General features: G+C 47.3%; 16 protein-coding genes. 9 read left to right on the top strand and 7 right to left on the bottom strand.

Features of this window, described 5'->3' with window-relative positions:
• The first annotated feature begins 161 nt into the window (after nt 1-161).
• From SHD_RS08645 to nhaD, 3 genes are all read left to right on the top strand, one after another.
• A complete protein-coding gene (locus tag SHD_RS08645) occupies nt 162-1,181 on the top strand; it encodes an aspartate carbamoyltransferase (protein ID WP_011717911.1) in 1,020 nt (339 codons plus the stop codon).
• 26 nt (nt 1,182-1,207) lie between these two features.
• The gene (gene hemL, locus SHD_RS08640; RefSeq protein ID WP_023266755.1) at nt 1,208-2,500 is read left to right on the top strand and encodes a glutamate-1-semialdehyde 2,1-aminomutase; all 1,293 of its coding nucleotides are present in this window, start codon (nt 1,208-1,210) and stop codon (nt 2,498-2,500) included.
• A gap of 831 nt (nt 2,501-3,331) precedes the next feature.
• Entirely contained in the window at nt 3,332-4,579 is a 1,248-nt protein-coding gene (gene nhaD / locus SHD_RS08630; RefSeq protein ID WP_039977926.1) for a sodium:proton antiporter NhaD, read from the top strand.
• A gap of 65 nt (nt 4,580-4,644) precedes the next feature.
• On the opposite strand, the gene SHD_RS08625 is transcribed toward nhaD, so the two are convergent.
• Nucleotides 4,645-5,745 carry a general secretion pathway protein GspB gene (locus SHD_RS08625; protein WP_023266753.1) on the bottom strand — a complete coding sequence of 367 codons (1,101 nt, stop codon included), beginning with the start codon at nt 5,743-5,745 and terminating at the stop codon, nt 4,645-4,647.
• Entirely contained in the window at nt 5,745-7,433 is a 1,689-nt protein-coding gene (locus tag SHD_RS08620) for an ExeA family protein (RefSeq protein WP_039977924.1), read from the bottom strand. Before SHD_RS08620 ends, SHD_RS08625 begins: the two co-directional genes overlap by 1 nt.
• 174 nt (nt 7,434-7,607) lie before the next feature.
• Here SHD_RS08620 and SHD_RS08615 point away from each other — a divergent pair, with 174 nt between their 5' ends.
• Both SHD_RS08615 and SHD_RS08610 read left to right on the top strand, forming a co-directional pair.
• The gene (locus SHD_RS08615; protein ID WP_023266751.1) at nt 7,608-8,858 is read left to right on the top strand and encodes a multifunctional CCA addition/repair protein; all 1,251 of its coding nucleotides are present in this window, start codon (nt 7,608-7,610) and stop codon (nt 8,856-8,858) included.
• 234 nt (nt 8,859-9,092) lie between these two features.
• Entirely contained in the window at nt 9,093-9,359 is a 267-nt protein-coding gene (locus SHD_RS08610; RefSeq protein WP_011623648.1) for an Lpp/OprI family alanine-zipper lipoprotein, read from the top strand.
• 623 nt (nt 9,360-9,982) lie between these two features.
• Here the strand turns inward: SHD_RS08610 and SHD_RS08605 are convergent.
• From SHD_RS08605 to folB, 4 genes are all read right to left on the bottom strand, one after another.
• Nucleotides 9,983-10,822: a putative RNA methyltransferase gene (locus SHD_RS08605; RefSeq protein ID WP_023266750.1), complete on the bottom strand. Its 840-nt coding sequence runs from the start codon at nt 10,820-10,822 to the stop codon at nt 9,983-9,985.
• 85 nt (nt 10,823-10,907) lie between these two features.
• A complete protein-coding gene (locus tag SHD_RS08600; protein ID WP_011717919.1) occupies nt 10,908-11,708 on the bottom strand; it encodes an undecaprenyl-diphosphate phosphatase in 801 nt (266 codons plus the stop codon).
• Between the two features lie 14 nt (nt 11,709-11,722).
• Nucleotides 11,723-12,226, bottom strand: a complete 504-nt coding sequence (folK, locus tag SHD_RS08595; protein WP_039977968.1) for a 2-amino-4-hydroxy-6-hydroxymethyldihydropteridine diphosphokinase — start codon at nt 12,224-12,226, stop codon at nt 11,723-11,725.
• A 55-nt stretch (nt 12,227-12,281) separates the two neighbouring features.
• Nucleotides 12,282-12,632: a dihydroneopterin aldolase gene (gene folB / locus SHD_RS08590; protein WP_023266748.1), complete on the bottom strand. Its 351-nt coding sequence runs from the start codon at nt 12,630-12,632 to the stop codon at nt 12,282-12,284.
• A gap of 261 nt (nt 12,633-12,893) precedes the next feature.
• On the opposite strand from folB, the gene plsY reads away from it, so the two are divergent.
• Nucleotides 12,894-13,505 carry a glycerol-3-phosphate 1-O-acyltransferase PlsY gene (gene plsY / locus SHD_RS08585; protein ID WP_011626921.1) on the top strand — a complete coding sequence of 204 codons (612 nt, stop codon included), beginning with the start codon at nt 12,894-12,896 and terminating at the stop codon, nt 13,503-13,505.
• A 94-nt stretch (nt 13,506-13,599) separates the two neighbouring features.
• Here plsY and tsaD read toward each other — a convergent pair whose 3' ends face one another.
• Nucleotides 13,600-14,616 (bottom strand): tRNA (adenosine(37)-N6)-threonylcarbamoyltransferase complex transferase subunit TsaD, encoded by a 1,017-nt coding sequence (tsaD, locus tag SHD_RS08580; RefSeq protein WP_023266746.1) that lies wholly within the window; start codon nt 14,614-14,616, stop codon nt 13,600-13,602.
• Nucleotides 14,617-14,830: 214 nt separating this feature from the next.
• Between tsaD and rpsU the strand changes: the two genes are divergently transcribed.
• The 3 genes from rpsU to dnaG all read left to right on the top strand — a co-directional run bounded on the left by rpsU (nt 14,831) and on the right by dnaG (nt 17,304).
• A complete protein-coding gene (rpsU, locus tag SHD_RS08575) occupies nt 14,831-15,046 on the top strand; it encodes a 30S ribosomal protein S21 (RefSeq protein ID WP_023266745.1) in 216 nt (71 codons plus the stop codon).
• Between the two features lie 6 nt (nt 15,047-15,052).
• Entirely contained in the window at nt 15,053-15,496 is a 444-nt protein-coding gene (locus tag SHD_RS08570) for a GatB/YqeY domain-containing protein (protein ID WP_011717923.1), read from the top strand.
• 83 nt (nt 15,497-15,579) lie between these two features.
• On the top strand, nt 15,580-17,304 hold the full coding sequence (dnaG, locus tag SHD_RS08565; RefSeq protein WP_023266744.1) for a DNA primase: 1,725 nt from the start codon (nt 15,580-15,582) through the stop codon (nt 17,302-17,304).
• Nucleotides 17,305-17,345: the final 41 nt, after the last annotated feature.

The following is a 17,345-nucleotide window of genomic DNA, read 5'->3' as shown; positions in this document are numbered from 1 at the left end:
ATCCTGTATTAGCTGCTTAAAAAATCTATACGAGGGCGCGGCGACTATTTCGCTGCCCCTGTGCATCTGTTACAATCGCGCCTCAGCCACCCTACATATACATCAGGGCACAAAGCGCGACATTGCACTTTAACGCCCCCTAGCAATTGGAAAACAGGCTGATGAACCAGTTCGAAGGATCCCATATCCTCTCCGTAAACCAGTTAGATCTTGATTCAATCCAAACTATTTTTAATGTTGCCCATCGTATGATGCCCTATGCACTTCGTGAGAAGCGCACTAAGGTGCTCGAAGGCGCCATTTTAGGTAACCTGTTTTTCGAGCCTAGTACCCGTACCCGCGTGAGTTTTGGCTGTGCCTTTAACTTACTCGGCGGCCATGTGCGTGAAACCACTGGCATGGCCTCTTCGTCCTTATCTAAGGGCGAGTCACTGTACGATACCGCACGTGTACTCTCAACCTATTCCGATGTGATTGCGATGCGCCACCCCGACTCTTATTCGGTGAAAGAGTTTGCTGAAGGTAGCCGCGTGCCAGTAATCAACGGTGGTGATGGTTCGAACGAGCACCCGACTCAAGCCCTGCTCGATTTATTCACCATTCAAAAAGAGTTAGGCCATGCTGGCCGCGGTATCGATGGCATGCATATCGCTATGGTCGGCGACTTAAAATTTGGTCGTACAGTTCATTCTCTGTCGCGCCTGCTGTGCATGTATAAGAACATCAGCTTCACACTGATTTCGCCAACTGAATTAGCAATGCCTGACTATGTGATCTCCGACATTGAAAATGCTGGCCATAGCATCAAAATAACAGACCAGCTTGAAGGCCACTTAGATAAAGCCGACATTCTTTATCTGACCCGCATTCAAGAAGAGCGCTTCCCATCCCAGGAAGAAGCGAACAAATACCGCGGTAAATTCCGTTTGAACCGCAGTATTTATACCCAACATTGCAAATCTAACACTGTGATCATGCACCCGCTGCCACGGGATTCGCGTGCGCAAGCTAATGAGTTAGATAATGATTTGAACAGCCATCCTAATCTCGCTATCTTCAGACAGGCGGACAATGGACTGCTAATTCGTATGGCACTGTTTGCATTGACACTCGGGGTTGACTCGCAACTCGAAAAATATGAGTGTCCCGTTAATTGGTATTCACGTAAAGCCGATCGCTAATCGGCTACTTACTTTAAGGACTTAACATGACCCGTTCCGAAGCGCTATTTGAACAGGCTAAAAAAACCATCCCCGGCGGTGTTAACTCTCCGGTTCGTGCATTTAACGGTGTAGGTGGTTCGCCGCTGTTTATTGAAAAAGCTGATGGCGCTTATATTTACGATGCCGATGGCAAAGCTTATATCGACTATGTTGGCTCTTGGGGCCCGATGATTTTAGGCCACAACCATCCGAAGATCCGTGAAGCCGTATTAGCTGCGGTGCACAATGGTCTGTCTTTTGGTGCACCAACCGAGCTGGAAGTGCAAATGGCTGAGAAAGTCATCGCCATGGTGCCTTCTATCGAACAAGTACGCATGGTAAGCTCAGGCACTGAAGCCACCATGAGTGCAATTCGTTTAGCGCGTGGTTTTACCAATCGCGACAAGATCTTAAAGTTTGAAGGCTGCTACCACGGTCACGCGGACTGCCTATTAGTTAAAGCTGGTTCTGGTGCTTTGACCTTAGGCCAACCAAGCTCTCCAGGTATTCCTGAAGATTTCGCCAAGCACACCTTAACCGCTGTGTATAACGATCTTGATTCTGTTCGTAGCCTGTTCGAACAATATCCGACCGAAATCTCTTGTATCATCATCGAGCCTGTCGCTGGCAACATGAACTGTATCCCACCTATCCCAGGCTTCCTCGAAGGTCTGCGTAGCCTGTGTGATGAGTTTGGTGCGCTGCTCATTATCGACGAAGTGATGACAGGTTTCCGTGTATCAAGAAGCGGTGCTCAAGGCCACTATGGCGTAACTCCTGACTTAACCACACTGGGTAAAGTCATCGGCGGCGGCATGCCTGTGGGTGCATTTGGTGGCCGTAAAGAAGTGATGCAGTTTATCGCACCAACCGGCCCTGTGTACCAAGCAGGTACCCTGTCAGGTAACCCCATTGCGATGTCAGCGGGTCTAGCGCAAATGGAAGCCCTGTGTGAAGAAGGTCTGTACGAAGCGCTAAGCGCGAAAACCAAACGTATTGCCGAAGGCTTTAAAGCGGCGGCCGATAAACACGGTATTCCAATGGCCATCAACTATGTCGGTGGCATGTTCGGTTTCTTCTTCACCGAGCAAGAGCAGATCACGCGCTTCGACCAAGTGACTAAGTGCAATATTGAACACTTCCGTACTTTCTATCACGGCATGCTAGATGAAGGCGTTTACCTAGCGCCGAGTGCCTATGAAGCAGGCTTCCTGTCGATGGCCCATGGCGAAGAAGAACTGCGCCTCACGCTTGAAGCGGCGGACCGTGTATTAGGTCGTATGAAAGCGGCAATGTAAGCGAGAGCTTAAAACACTAAGGGACGCATTAGCGTCCCTTTTTATTGCTTAGCTTTTATACCAATCGTATTAAATGCCGTATGGGGAAACATAGCCCCCGTTAATAGCTATCAGACTTTTTTGAGCCTAAAGCAGACTTAAATATAATCGCTGCGACTAAAGCCTGTAGAGTTAACGTAAGGTGATCAATAACTAAGCTAGGATTATGGAATACTCCCAAAGCAAGTAATTGTTTCCCGCTGTAGATCAGCCAAACTAAAGAGCCTAATAGTAAGAGACTCCGGAGTACAAAGTTCATTTTGCATCATCCTCAAAATACAACATCCAGTGTCTAAAACATTTCAGAGACACAAGATACCGCCCACTTTATGCTCAGTCAATCTTTTGACTACGTCATATTTGTGACATGGCTAGAGATTCCCGTACACAGCTCCGTAATCAGCACGAAATCCAATCCTTTACTTGATTGACTGCATTTTCGTTCAAGATTTGCTTCATAAAGAAAAATTAATTGCGGGATCGGCAAAATAACTGCTTAGACTTTAATCGTAGATCTTACTTTACAGTCCTTTGGCAATCTCAAGCAAACAAGATAATTAACTAGCAATCAAAATAAAAACAGCGGTTAACGCTAAAATCAAACCAATTTCACTGAGAGCAATATCACAAAATGACGCAAAACCGAGTTACAGCTAACAGTTGCGTTATTCGCCCCATTATGTTCTGATCCGCACGCGTTAACACGGCAAGCTTAATTTAGCCTTGATAATGCCACTCAATAGCTCGCCTTTGGCTTGCCACGACATTAAAACAGCAGTTGGAATTGCAGTTATGTTATATACCTTTCTGATCATACTGGCGGTGCTCGCATTGCTCAGTATTATTTTCGAAGAAGTCACCCATCTTAATAAAGCAAAAACCACCTTATTCTTTGGCTGTATTTCCTGGGTAGCACTTTTTATGGCAGCCGGAGATGCTAACCACGAAAAACTCGTTGCCCATCAACTCAATGAAAACTTGCTAGAAATTGCCACCCTGTGGCTGTTTTTGATGTCGACAATGACCTTTGTGGCCTATCTTAACGCCAAAGGTATGATCCAAATCATGGTGCAGAAGCTGTTTCCGCAGAAGGTTTCTGTACGCTTGTTAATGATCCAAGTGGCCTTATTCGCGCTTATCCTGTCGGCTTTCTGTGATAACGTCACTGCGACCTTAGTGTCTTTAGGCTTGTTAACGACCTTTAAGCTCGAAAAACAAATGCGCCGCAGAATGGCGGTGTTGATTATTTTCGCCGTCAACTCTGGCGGTGTGGCTCTGATCACCGGTGACGTTACCACTCTGATGATCTTCTTAGGCGGCCACGTACACATCTCCGAACTGTTGATGCTTTTTATCCCATCTGCCGTGAGTGTAGTTTTACTAGCGACGCTGTTTTCGCTGAAGGCTGAAGGCGTGGTTTCCACCACTCCAATTAAGCACAGCTATCAAACCGTGGATCTGCTAATTGCCTTAGTGTTCTTCTGCACAATTCTGATGACCATGCTGCTGAACATTCTCTTCGGTATTCCACCGGTACTAACCTTCTTAACTGGCCTGTCGATTATGTTCCTTATCGGCCACACCACCCGCAGCGACAAAGAAGAAATCAAGATCCTCGAATATATTCGCCAAGTCGAGTACGATACCCTGTTGTTCTTCCTGGGGATTTTACTGCTGGTGGGTATGCTTAAAGAAATCGGCACCTTAGATATGCTGACCGAAGCTTACAGCCTGTTTAATCCAAACATCTCTAACTTCGTTACAGGTATGGGTTCAGCCCTGATCGATAACGTGCCATTGACGGCTGCGCTGCTTAAAGCAGAACCTGTACTCAACACCCCAGAATGGTTAGGCTTAACCTACAGTGTGGGCGTAGGTGGTTCGTTGTTAGTGATTGGTTCGGCTGCGGGTATCGTCGCCATGAGCAAAGTAAAAGAGCTGACTTTCGTAAGCTACCTGAAATATGTGCCAGCCTTGTTCCTATGCTACACCGTGGGTTACGCCCTGACCTTATTCCTAGCTTACAACTTCTTCGCTTAAGCTTTTATCTTAAGCCATAAACGAAAGGCGCCCATCGGCGCCTTTTATATTGGTAACTGAGCAAGTTAAATCGCAGGTACTCTAAACTGTGTACCTTGGATTTCGAGCACCACATCCCGTGGGCGAATCGCAATAATCTTTAATTTGCCTCCAATCTTATCGCCTTCCTGTAACTCTGCGCCATCGACATTCAACCAACGCTGACTCGCATCCGTCGAATAAACGTGGGCAACAATATTAAATTCAGGAACTTGAAGCTGTAACCCCGCGGGCAGTTGCCCATATTTAGGAATATCGTCGTTTTCGACCTTAGGAATAGGATCAAGCTTGGGCTCAGTTACTGGCGTCTTAGCTGCTTTAACATATTCCACATCCTTGAGCGCATCCTGAAAATTCGCGACTAACTCATCCTCTTTGCGGCTCTGCGCCGTCTCTAAGCCCACATCGGCCGCTGCTGCATTGACTTGCTCACGCAGTGCCTCGAGTGTCGCTAAGCCCTGACGATTTGCATTAGCGCCCAGCATAATAGGCTCTGACTCGCTCGTATCCTGTGGCGCAACGTTTTCGACTGAGGATTGCTGCGTTCGGGTCGTTTCATCTAAGGCGGCAGAGGTTGCCAGATAGTCGTCATAGCTCGGGTCCGCACTCGCAGAAGCGGATGCCGTAGCAGCCTGAGTCGAACTCATGTTCGAGTTCAGATAAGGCTGCACGTTTGCAGGCGCTTCATTTAATACCTGCTCCCTTGGCAGTGCCACTTTGCCCGCTAATCGAAATCCCGACGATTCTGCTGAGGTTTGCCCTGATCCACTAGTTTGCAACGCAGCCTTAGTAACGGCACCTGATGAGGCGCGAACACCTTCGACAGATGGCTGCGCAATAGAGGCTGTCTGTGGCGAGTTTTCAGCATTTGTATCAGCCATGCTTGGATTGATACTGCTAGGCGCCACATTTACTATCGGCATCGCGTTTTGCTGCTGCCAATTCGCCACGCCCCACGCCACGCCCACACCCAGCGCCACAGCAACGGCGAGTAAGGATAACTTGGCCACGGGGAATGCAGGTTTACGCGCCGTAGGATAACTTGCCCTTGGTGTTAATACCGCATCCGGTAAGGGCGAGGTTTGTTGCTGCTTATTACGGGTTACCGCATCGAGTAAAATGGACATTAACTCTGCGCTCCCTTATCGGTGAGGCGCGGTCCCTGATCGCTTAAATACAAATTCAGTCTCACTAAGGTTTGATTACCTGCAATACCGTCGGCCTTTAAACCATGTTGGCTTTGGAAGGCTTTCAGATCGTTCTCTAATTTCAGATCGAATTGAGACACACGGCGCGAAGGTCGGTTAGCGACATGGGCAAGGGCGTTTTCAAGCCATTGTAATTGCCCAGGGCTCGATTTCTGGCTGATTTCCAGCATAGGTAAATTAGGCGCCTGCCAGAGAATTTCAAAGGTGCCGCTAAAGTGTTGATTGAACCAAGCCCTATCGACCCAAAGCTGCTGCTCGCCCAACTGCATCAATAGCTGATCACCATCGACAGCTATCACGGCGCCATAAAAATCTTGTTGATTATCATCTACTAAATACACAACCGCGGGGTAATTGAGCCTTGTGAGCGACATCCAATTGCCCTGCTGTTGATAGCAGGAAAGTCCTTGTTCAAGGGCAGACTGACATGCGGTAAGACCTTTGAAAGGGACTTTTCCCCACACATTAAAGAGGCTTGCAAAGGCGGTATCGATACTGCGGCTTTGTTTGATGGCCTCCTGCAACACCCGCACACTCGGATCCGGCGCGGCAAGGGTTTGCGGCTCGCTAGCCACTGACGCACTAGGCATCGAAGCCAGTGTTTGCTCAGGCTGAATACTCTTCTTTTGAATCGATGCTTGAGTCACTGCCTGAGTCGCTTGACTCGCTTGTGTCACAGATGAGTTGACCACATTGGCAACCGCAGGGCTTTCGGTAAATAACCAATAAGACACACCGAAAGCCACAACCAATGCCGCCGCGATAGCGCTCGGCCACAAGAGTTTATTTGGCTGTGGTTCTTCTTCGCCGAGCACCTCGGCCGCCGCTTGTCTTACCATATGGTGATCGATTGGCACCTTAGATTGTGCATAACCCGCCATCAAAGCACGTTCACACAGCAAGTTAATTAACCGCGGAATGCCGCCACTGTATTTGTGCAGCACTTTAATGGCTTTACGGGTAAATAGCGGTTCAAAACGACCCGCCACCTGTAAACGGTGCAACACATAGAGTGCGATTTCATCTTCATTAAGAGGCAATAGATGATAACGAGCGGTAATACGCTGGGCTAACTGTCTAAGCTCTTGCCGTTTAAGCAACAATTGCAACTCAGGCTGACCAATTAAGATCACCTGCAGCAGTTTTTTAGTATCGGTCTCAAGATTGGTGAGCAGCCTTAACTGCTCTAATACTTCGGGGCGCAGATGCTGCGCCTCATCGATGATGAGTACCGTATTACGGCCTTTCTCATGATTGGCCAGTAAGAAACGACTCAGATGGTCAGTGAGCTGTTTAAGGGTTGGGTTTTCACCATAGCTAATCTTCAATTCATCACAGAGTGTGGCGAGTAATTCCAACTCCGTCAGCGAAGGATTTAAGATAAACGCCGTATCGGTATGATCGGGTAATTGCCCAAGCAAACAACGAGATACTGTCGTCTTCCCCGTGCCGACCTCCCCCGTCAACAACACAAAGCCCCCAGTTTCTCCCAGTCCATAGGTCAAATGGGCTAAGGCCTCTCTGTGCCTGTCACTCAAAAATAAATAATGGGGATTGGGTGCAATCGAAAAAGGGTTATCACTGAGTCCATAAAAGGCCTTGTACATACCACCAATCATCCTAAGCTAAAAATAACGCCCCACGTTAAAACGTCCCAGGGATATTGTCAAAACATCCGCAACATGGATGTGACATCCCAATAAATATCTGCATCCAAATTCGCCTCGCCATCGCCTCATCATGTTAAGCTAGCTTTATGACACACTAGCTAAAATATTCCTGTGAAAATTTATTTAGTGGGCGGCGCTGTACGAGACAGCCTGCTCAATCTCCCAATAAAAGATAAAGATTTTATGGTTGTCGGTGCCACTCCTGAGCAAATGCAGCAGTTAGGCTATCGCCAGGTGGGTAAAGACTTCCCCGTCTTTTTACACCCTAAAACCCAACAAGAATATGCCTTAGCGCGAACGGAGCGCAAAGTCGGCCTCGGCTATGGCGGCTTTAGCTGTTATGCCAGTCCGGACGTCACCCTAGAGCAAGACCTGCTGAGACGCGATTTAACCATTAATGCCATCGCCCAAGATGAGGCGGGTAACTTGTACGATCCCTACCATGGCATCGCAGATATCAACGCGCGTCAGCTGCGACATGTGTCGGCCGCCTTTGCTGAAGATCCGCTGCGAGTATTAAGGGTGGCCCGCTTTGCCGCACGTTTTCATGACTTAGGTTTCGAGATTGCCGCTGAAACCATGGCGTTAATGCGGCACATGAGCCAAACCGAGGAATTAACAGCGCTGACGCCTGAGCGCGTCTGGCAAGAAGTCGATAAGAGTCTTGGCGGCCCTCACCCAGAAGTCTTTTTCGAAGTACTACGCCAATGTGGCGCCTTGAATATTCTGTTCCCTGAGATTGAGGCGCTTTTTGGTGTGCCACAACCGGAAAAATGGCATCCAGAAATAGACACGGGGTTACATACTATGTTGGTGTTAGCCCAAGCCAGCTCTCTGACAGAGGAAAAAGCCGTGCGCTTTGCTGCCTTAGTGCATGATTTGGGTAAAGCATTAAGCCCTAAAGAGCATTGGCCTAAACACCATGGTCATGGACAGAAGGGCTTACCCGTCATAAAAAGTCTGTGTGAACGCTTGCGGATCCCCAACGAATATCGCGATCTGGCGCTCTTAGTGAGCGATCAGCATCAGAATGTGCACCAAGCTTTTGAGTTGAGGGCCGAGACCATCATCAAGCTCTTCGATAAAGCCGATTTTTGGCGTAAACCAGAACGGCTGGAGCAACTACTATTAGCCTGCATCGCCGATATGCGTGGCCGAACCGGATTCGAGCATCATGCCTATCCACAAGGCGATTATCTTTCTGCTTGTTTTTTAGCCGCCAATACGGTCGATGTAAAGGCTATTATTGCGGCAGGTTTTCAAGGTGCACAGATAAAACAGGCGCTCAATTCGAAGCGGATAGAGGTCGTTGAGCAACTGAAACTCAACTGGCAGCAATCCGAAGCCAAACAAACGCCATAAAATTGTAATATTTTTGTAAACGCGACCACACTTTCTGGTAAATACAGTGCCATTTTTCGATGAAAAAGGCCGATATAACCGTGAAAAAACGCTTTTAAAAAAAATTTATATGTCTATAGTGGTTAAACGCATTAATATTCGTAGCAAATTAAAATAGCTATGTCATAATTAGGCAGTTTCGATTCCAAAGTGACGAAACATTCAAATCCAACCTATTTTAAGGGATTTTTTACAATGAACAAAAAAGTACTGATGATTGCTGGTTTAGCAATGACTGCCCTACTAGGTGGTTGTGCAAACACTACTGCTCTGGAAGAAAGCGTTGCAACTCTGGGCAACAAAGTTGATCAATTGTCAGCTGATGTTAGCTCTCTGAAATCAGAGCAAAGCAAACTGTCTGCAGACGTTAAAGATGCTAAAGCAGCAGCTATGGACGCACAAGCAGAAGCTAAACGCGCTAACGACCGTCTAGACAACGTTGCTTCTCGTTACAAGAAGTAATGATAGGTAATTAACCTACAATTCAGTAGGTTAAGATAAAAGGCTTGAGAGAGATGAAAGCGAATAGCACATCCATCCAAGCCTTTTTTTATGGCCTATGTTTAACGTTTGACAAATTACGCCCTTTAGAAACAGACTAACGTTATCGCTCGGCATGCCAATTTCTGCTATTTCTGGATTTCCCCTCGATATAAAACTTTCATCACAACAGGTCGAGATTAACTTTTAGCGCAAGAAAAGGACGCGATAGTTTTATAATGTTTTTTAAATTTTATCTCTGCAATAAAACCGCTCATTTAGTTGTTTAATCCTTTCCCAAATTTTCGCTGAAAACTTTATTTTTTATAAAATCTTTTAACTCGCATTTTAAAGAAAGTGCAATAACCTAAAATCAAGGCTATTTAGGCGACTAAGGCAACAAATAAGTTATATCTGTAACCAAATGAAGAACAATAAAGATAAAGTTTGAGGCGGGTAGTTTCGCATTTACATTAAAACAACATAAAAAGCTCGATTAGTATCATATACTTGCAAAACTACAACTATTTAAGCATCAAAAAACACTTCCCCTAAGTCAATGAATAGACTAAAAAACATCCTATTATGTTTGATATTTTGGCCCGTTAAGACTCAATAAAAGTCTTTTGCGCTAAGACCAATACAAAATCAATTTCCAGCACATCGAAGGATTTCATCCGAATAAGGTGTTTGACTTGTTCAGAGGCTCGCCACGCATAGGGAGTCATATCCAGCAAGACAAGCGCTTGTTCACCCGTAACGGACAAACTAAATTGCAATCGCTGCTGCTCTTTGACAATTAATCCTGAAGGCAAATTAATTTGGGGAGTTTTTTCAGTCAGTTCCGGATAAATACACTCCCTGATTTGCCACAAATGCCGCGCCCCCGGGATTACCTGTAACATCAAGCCCTGATCTTTCAGTACCCGAACGCATTCCTTCCCCTTCAACGGCTTATCGACCACAGTGATAAGGTCAATGCAATTGTCAGCAAAAGGCAGCACTTTTGAGGTGCTTAAGCACAGTGTTGCAGGGGTTTGCGCTTTGGCCGCAGCAAAAATAGTATTTTCTGCGTCCGCTACGCCACTGTACTGGACGTTTAGCTCGTTTGTGAGATTAGATAGCGCAGAAGCTAAAGCACGCAAATAGAAGCCGTCAGCGCACTCGTAGTCCAATAGACAATCATCCGCTTTCAAATGGGGAGCGATCATCGCCGCCATTTTTTCAACTAAAGGTGAAAAAATCCCCGACTCAAGCAAGAAGCGCTTTGCGCGCACTTGCTGACGGGAGTCGCCAGTCGGCTTCTGTCGTGCTGGTTTAGTGAAAATCCAATAACCCGCTTCGCTTTTATCAAAATGATGCTTATTCGCACAGTAAAAACCTTGGGATGCCTGATGTTGCATCAGTGCCAAACCACAGGTAGGACATTGAAATTGAAGGCCCATAACTTACTCCGTTAACGAAAATCCGCACCTAAAAACACAAAAATCGGGTACTAGACCCGATTTTTTTAGCCATGGCGCCCCTGCATTATAGGAAGATAAATCCACATAACACAGCACCGAGGATGAGGCGGTAAATCACAAATGGCGTCATACCCATACGGCTGATGATTTTTAAGAAATAGTGAATACACAGATAAGCGGCCACAAATGAAATCACTGTGCCGAGTGTTAGTGCTTGATAATCAATTGGAAGCGGGCTTTCAGCCAAATCTTTACCCACTAGAATAGCCGCGCCCAAGCTGACAGGCACAGACATTAAGAACGAGAAACGCGCAGCGGCATCACGGCTAAGACCTAACATCAGCGCGGCAGTCATCGTCGCGCCCGAGCGTGAAGTACCAGGAATTAACGCTAGCGCCTGAGCAAAACCAATTAATAGCGCCTTGCGCCAACCCGTTTGATAAACCGTTAAGTCACGGCGTGACATCTTATCCGCCCACCAAAGCAGTAAACCAAAGACCACAGTCGTCACGGCGATCACGCCAGCGCTGCGCAGATGGGTTTCGATAAAATCTTTGGCCATAAAGCCAAAAAACACTGCGGGTAAAGTGGCAAGAATGATCCACCAGGCTAACTTACTGTCATCGGAATGCTGACCTTTTACCATGCTGGCAATCCAAGCCTTAAACATGGCCCAGAGTTCATTGCGAAAATAAATCACCACGGCGAATAATGAGCCCGTGTTCACGGCAACATCGAAGGATAAGCCTTGGTCTTCCCAGCCTAAAAGCTGTGCGGGTAGGATAAGGTGCGCCGAACTTGAAATGGGGAGGAACTCTGTTAATCCTTGGATTAACGCTAAAATAATTACCTGAAACGTATCCATTACAATCCTATCAATTAAAAAGTGAGCCCATGAGGCCATTCAAAGGCTACCGGCCACAGCTTCTGCGACGCCTTATCATATTCATCCCACATTACGGCATAGGTTTTCTGCTGCAATGGGTGAACCAAATTAGGGGCGATTTCCGCTAAAGGCCAAAGCACAAAAGCATTAGTGACAATTTCGGCGCGGGGCAGGACGACTGGTGTCTGACAAACGACATCATCGTAAAGCAATAGGTCAATATCTAAGGTTCTTGGACTAAACTTTTTGGCCCCCACCAACCGGCCGTGATTTTGCTCGATTTGCTTAAACTGCGCAACTACCTCAGCAATATTCAGGCTCGTTTGTGCACAGGCCACCATGTTTAAAAAGTTAGTGCCATCAAACCCTACGGCTTCACTCTCATACATGGAGGAAAGTTGCAGTGCACCAAAGTGCTCTCGTAATGACTGCAAACCCGCCTTTAGATAGCGAGAAGGTTCTATATTACTGCCTAAACTAATGTATATACGTGCCATACCCATGTCCGAACCGTCTGCCTAACTAAGCTAAAACCCAAATCTACAGTAACGATTAGCGTGAGCGTTCAATCTCAACCCCAACGGCAGCGGCCGAAGGCACGGCGCCGGGTTTCATCACCACGACTTTCACCCAATTGACCTTAAACTCGTTGAGCACACATTCGGCCACTCGCTCGGCAACGGTTTCGATTAACTCGATGGGCTTTTCGGTGACGAGCTGAGTCAGACGGTTTGAAACCGTCTCATAGCAAAGCGCGTATTGATAGTCGTCGCTTGCCGCGGCGGCTTTATTGTCCCAAGCCATGTCGAGATCCAAAAACAGGCTCTGCTGGATTTTCTTTTCCCATTCATAGACGCCAATCACAGTATCAATACGTAATTGTCGAATAAGCACTTTATCCATACTAATTCCTACTAACTCATGCCGATGAGGTCTGATAAGCTAAACGCGATAGTGTCTGTATAATCCGCCGTTCGATGGAACGACTAATTTACTTTCTACTCGGACCAATCCGAAGTAGGATAACGCCCAAATGGATTTGTTCGTTCAGAAACTATCGCAACTTGATAAGTCGCGTTATCGCTATCGCTTATGACTGAATGCTTGCCAAGAGGCTGTTTAATTGTGGCGCGATAATACCTTAAGACGTGTAAGGAAACCAATGTGAGTCAATTAACACTGACACTTTTGATGATTGTGGCCGCCTATTTAGCCGGTTCTGTCTCAAGTGCTGTGCTAGTGTGTAGGATGAGAGGCCTACCCGACCCCAGATCGCAAGGCTCAGGCAACCCCGGAGCCACCAATGTGCTGCGCATTGGCGGCGCAAGCTCGGCTGCCATGGTGTTATTTTTCGATATGCTTAAGGGCGCCTTACCCACTTATCTTGCCTATTTAATGGGAATTGACGCCATTTCCCTCGGTTTGATCGCAATCGCCGCCTGTCTTGGCCATATCTATCCGATATTTTTTGGTTTTAAAGGTGGCAAAGGCGTGGCGACCGCTTTTGGTGCTATGGCACCGATTGGTGATGACTTAGCCATCTGCTTGATGGCTTCTTGGGTTGTCTTAGTCCTGATCAGCCGCTACTCTTCCCTCGCAGCTATTATTACCGCCCTGCTGGCACCCCTTTATACTTGGTGGCTGGATGACAGATTTACGATCCCCGTCGCTATGCTCTCAACCTTGATTATCATCCGTCATAAAGAAAATATTCAGCGGCTGCTGAAAGGTGAGGAGTCTAAGGTGTCACGTAAAAAGCGTCCTAAAGCACCTTAGTCACGCAACGTCATAGTGACTAATCCAAGAAAACAATAAAAAAACAGCGCATCATGCGCTGTTTTTTTATTTTGCTGACTTAGCCTGCGATAACTCATGCAACAGGCGGTAAAGTATCGAGCGGCCATCTGGGTTGCCCTTTGACCGCTAAGTCTTCCTGTTGCCCCGCCTTTAAACGCTGCAGGCCAGCGAAGGCGATCATGGCGCCATTGTCAGTACAAAACTCACCACGAGGATAATAAACTCGGCCACCGATAGAGGTCATCATCTCGGCCAAGGTTTCACGTAAGCGCGTGTTGGCACTCACGCCACCCGCGATCACTAAACGGTTATAGCCGGTTTGTTTTAACGCGCGGCGACATTTAATCGCGAGCGTATCGACGACCGCTTCTTCAAAGGCGCGGGCGATGTTCGCGCGGGTTTGCTCATCATCGGGCTCGGCGGCAATGGTATTGGCGGTAAAGGTTTTCAGGCCTGAGAAACTAAAATCGAGTCCGGGTCTGTCGGCCATTGGCCGCGGAAATTGATAACCTGCTGGCTCACCTTTGGCGGCCAGTTTTGCCAGCCGTGGGCCGCCAGGATAATCAAGCCCCATTAACTTAGCCGTTTTATCAAAGGCTTCACCGGCGGCGTCATCCACCGACTCACCTAAGACTTCATAAAGGCCGATACCATCGACCTTTACTAACATGGAGTGGCCGCCAGACACTAACAATGCCACAAAGGGAAATTCAGGCGCATCGTCTTCCAGCATTGGCGCCAGCAGATGCCCTTCCATATGGTGCACACCTATGGCAGGTTTGTTCCAAGCAAAGGCAAGTGAGCGACCAACACAGGCGCCCACTAATAAAGCACCGATAAGGCCTGGGCCTTTGGTGTAGGCAATCCCATCTAAATCGGCAATCTCGGTATTGGCATTTTTCAGCGCTTGGCGGATCAGCGGGACAATTTTGCGCACATGGTCGCGGGAAGCCAGTTCAGGCACAACCCCACCATAATCCGCATGCAACTTAACCTGACTATATAAAGCATGGGAGAGCAATCCCAGCTTATCGTCATAGACGGCAATACCTGTCTCGTCACAAGATGTCTCAATACCTAGAACCCGCATGGTGCCTCATATCCAAATTACCAAAGGGTGCTAATTCTACCTGTATGATGGCAATTACTCCAGTCGCCGATCATCATATTCCCGTGGCAAAACCCGCCACAAAGGATTAGGGCTTTACAAGCCTAGTTGTCTCGGTATAAAATTCCGCACCATTTTAAATACACTTGGTTCAAGCAATTGAACCACACAACCTACACCTAAGGGGTGATGGCGTATGCCAATTATTAAAGTACGTGAAAACGAACCATTCGACGTAGCTCTGCGTCGTTTCAAGCGCTCTTGTGAAAAAGCTGGTATTTTAGATGACGTGCGTGCTCGTGAATTCTACGAGAAGCCAACTACTGCACGTAAGCGCGCTAAAGCAGCTGCAGTTAAACGTTTAGCTAAAAAGCTTTCTCGCGAAAACGCACGTCGCGTACGTTTATACTAATCTCTTATGAGCCTAATTGATCAGCTAAAAGACCATATGAAACAGGCCATGATCGCCAAAGAGAAGGCGAGATTGAGCACTATTCGTATGGCACTTGCAGCCATCAAACAGATTGAAGTGGATACCCGCGAAACTCTGAATGATGAGCAGGTTATAGCTGTCTTAACCAAAATGGTGAAACAACGTCGCGATTCGATTGCTCAATATGAAGCAGCGGGTCGTAGCGAGTTGGCCGCAGCAGAAGCAGAAGAGATTCAAGTTATTGAAACTTTCCTGCCTACTCCCCTCTCTGAGGCGGAAATTGCTGCGTTTATCGATGCCGCTATTGCTGAAATAGGCGCATCCTCCATGGCGGATATGGGCAAAGTAATGGGAGCATTAAAACCTAAAGTTCAAGGACGTGCAGACATGGGCGCTATCGGCGCTATGATCCGTGCAAAATTGCAATAATTAGCGTTTCAATGTATGAACAAGCCGTGCCTATGCGCGGCTTGTTTGTTTAAATTCGCGCAAGGCGAGATTTTAAGCACTCAATGGCAATACCTCGTGATTTTATCAATGAGCTAATCGCTCGCACCGACATTGTCGAGCTTATCGACCGTAAGGTGCCCTTGAAAAAGGCGGGTAAAAACTACTCGGCCTGTTGTCCTTTTCATAGCGAAAAATCACCTTCGTTTACCGTTAGCCGCGATAAACAGTTTTATCATTGTTTTGGCTGCGGTGCCCACGGCAATGCCATCGATTTTGTGATGGAGTATGACAGACTCGACTTTGTCGATGCCATAGAAGAACTTGCCGGACAACTGGGCTTAGAAGTCCCAAGGGAACAAGGCACGGGAAAACGCCAAGACGATGGCTTAAGCCGTGATCTATACCAATTAATGGAAGAAGCGAGCCGCTTTTTTCAAACTCAGTTAAGACAACACCAAGACAAGCAAAAAGTCATCGACTACCTCGCCTATCGCGGATTATCCGATGATATTGTTGAGCATTTTGGGATTGGTTTTGCGCCCGACGGTTGGGATGGCTTATTAAGCCGCTACCGACACAGTCAAGATGCACAGGATAAACTCCTGACCGCAGGCATGCTGATCAGCAATGACAGCGGTAAAAGATACGACAGATTCCGTGACCGCCTGATGTTCCCTATTCGCGACCGCCGTGGTCGTGTGATTGGATTTGGTGGCAGAGTATTGGGAGATGGCACTCCCAAGTACTTGAATTCGCCAGAAACGCCCATATTTCATAAGGGCAATGAGCTCTACGGCCTATACGAGCTAAAGCAACGTCATCGCGATCCCGATAAGGTACTGATTGTCGAAGGCTATATGGATGTGGTCGCCCTCGCCCAATATGGCGTGGATTACGCGGTCGCCTCCCTTGGCACCTCGACGACGGCTGAACAATTCCAATTGTTGCTGCGTAGTGCCAAGGAAGTGATTTGTTGTTATGACGGCGATAGAGCCGGTAATGAGGCCGCCTGGCGCGCCTTAGAAACCGCTTTGCCCCTACTCAAACCAGGGGACAAAGTGCGTTTTATGTTTTTACCCCAATCTGAAGATCCGGATTCAATGGTTCGTAAGATTGGTAAAGACGCCTTCGAGCAAATGATGGAAAGTGCCATCACCCTGCCCGAATTTTTGTTTGATACATTAGCGACAAAATTTGGTACCGATAAAGGTAACTTAGCCAAACAAGCCTTTGGCCTAATTGAAAAAATTCAAGATACTGTGCTGCAAAACCTACTGCTTGAGAACTTAGCTCACAAGTTAGGCATGAACAGCTCAGACGATATGAAGAAAAAACTGGGTTTTAGTGTCAAACAAACTAAGCCCACAGCATCAACGGGACTCAAAGGACGCGGTACGCCATTGCGACTTGCCATCGCCTTGTTAGTACAGCATCCCGAGCTGGGCGTGGGATTATCCCCACAACCGGCATTAAACCATCTGCAAATGCCAGGCATCGACTTGCTGCCTTTGCTGTTGGAATTAACACGAGAGCATAGGTTAAACAGCGCACAACTACTTGAGCAATTCAGAGACAGCCCCCACAGCGGGACGCTGCATAAATTAGCCCAATGGGACCATCAAGTGGCGGATGAAAACCTGCTCGAGAAGTTTAAACAGACCCTGGTTTGGTTGAACAATCAATATATTGAGCAACGATATCAGGAATTGAGTCTAAAACAGACCCATACTAAGGAAGAGAAGATCCAGCTGCAGAAGCTGATCTCGGTCATGAAAGGACTAAACTGAGGCAAAAATGTCCTCAATCAGTATCCCAGTGACTAGCACAG

Source organism: Shewanella decolorationis S12, from assembly GCF_000485795.1.
Classification (GTDB): Bacteria; Pseudomonadota; Gammaproteobacteria; order Enterobacterales; family Shewanellaceae; genus Shewanella; species Shewanella decolorationis.
The sequence above is the reverse complement of the archived record's forward strand: the minus strand, read 5'-3'. Positions and strand labels throughout refer to the sequence as shown.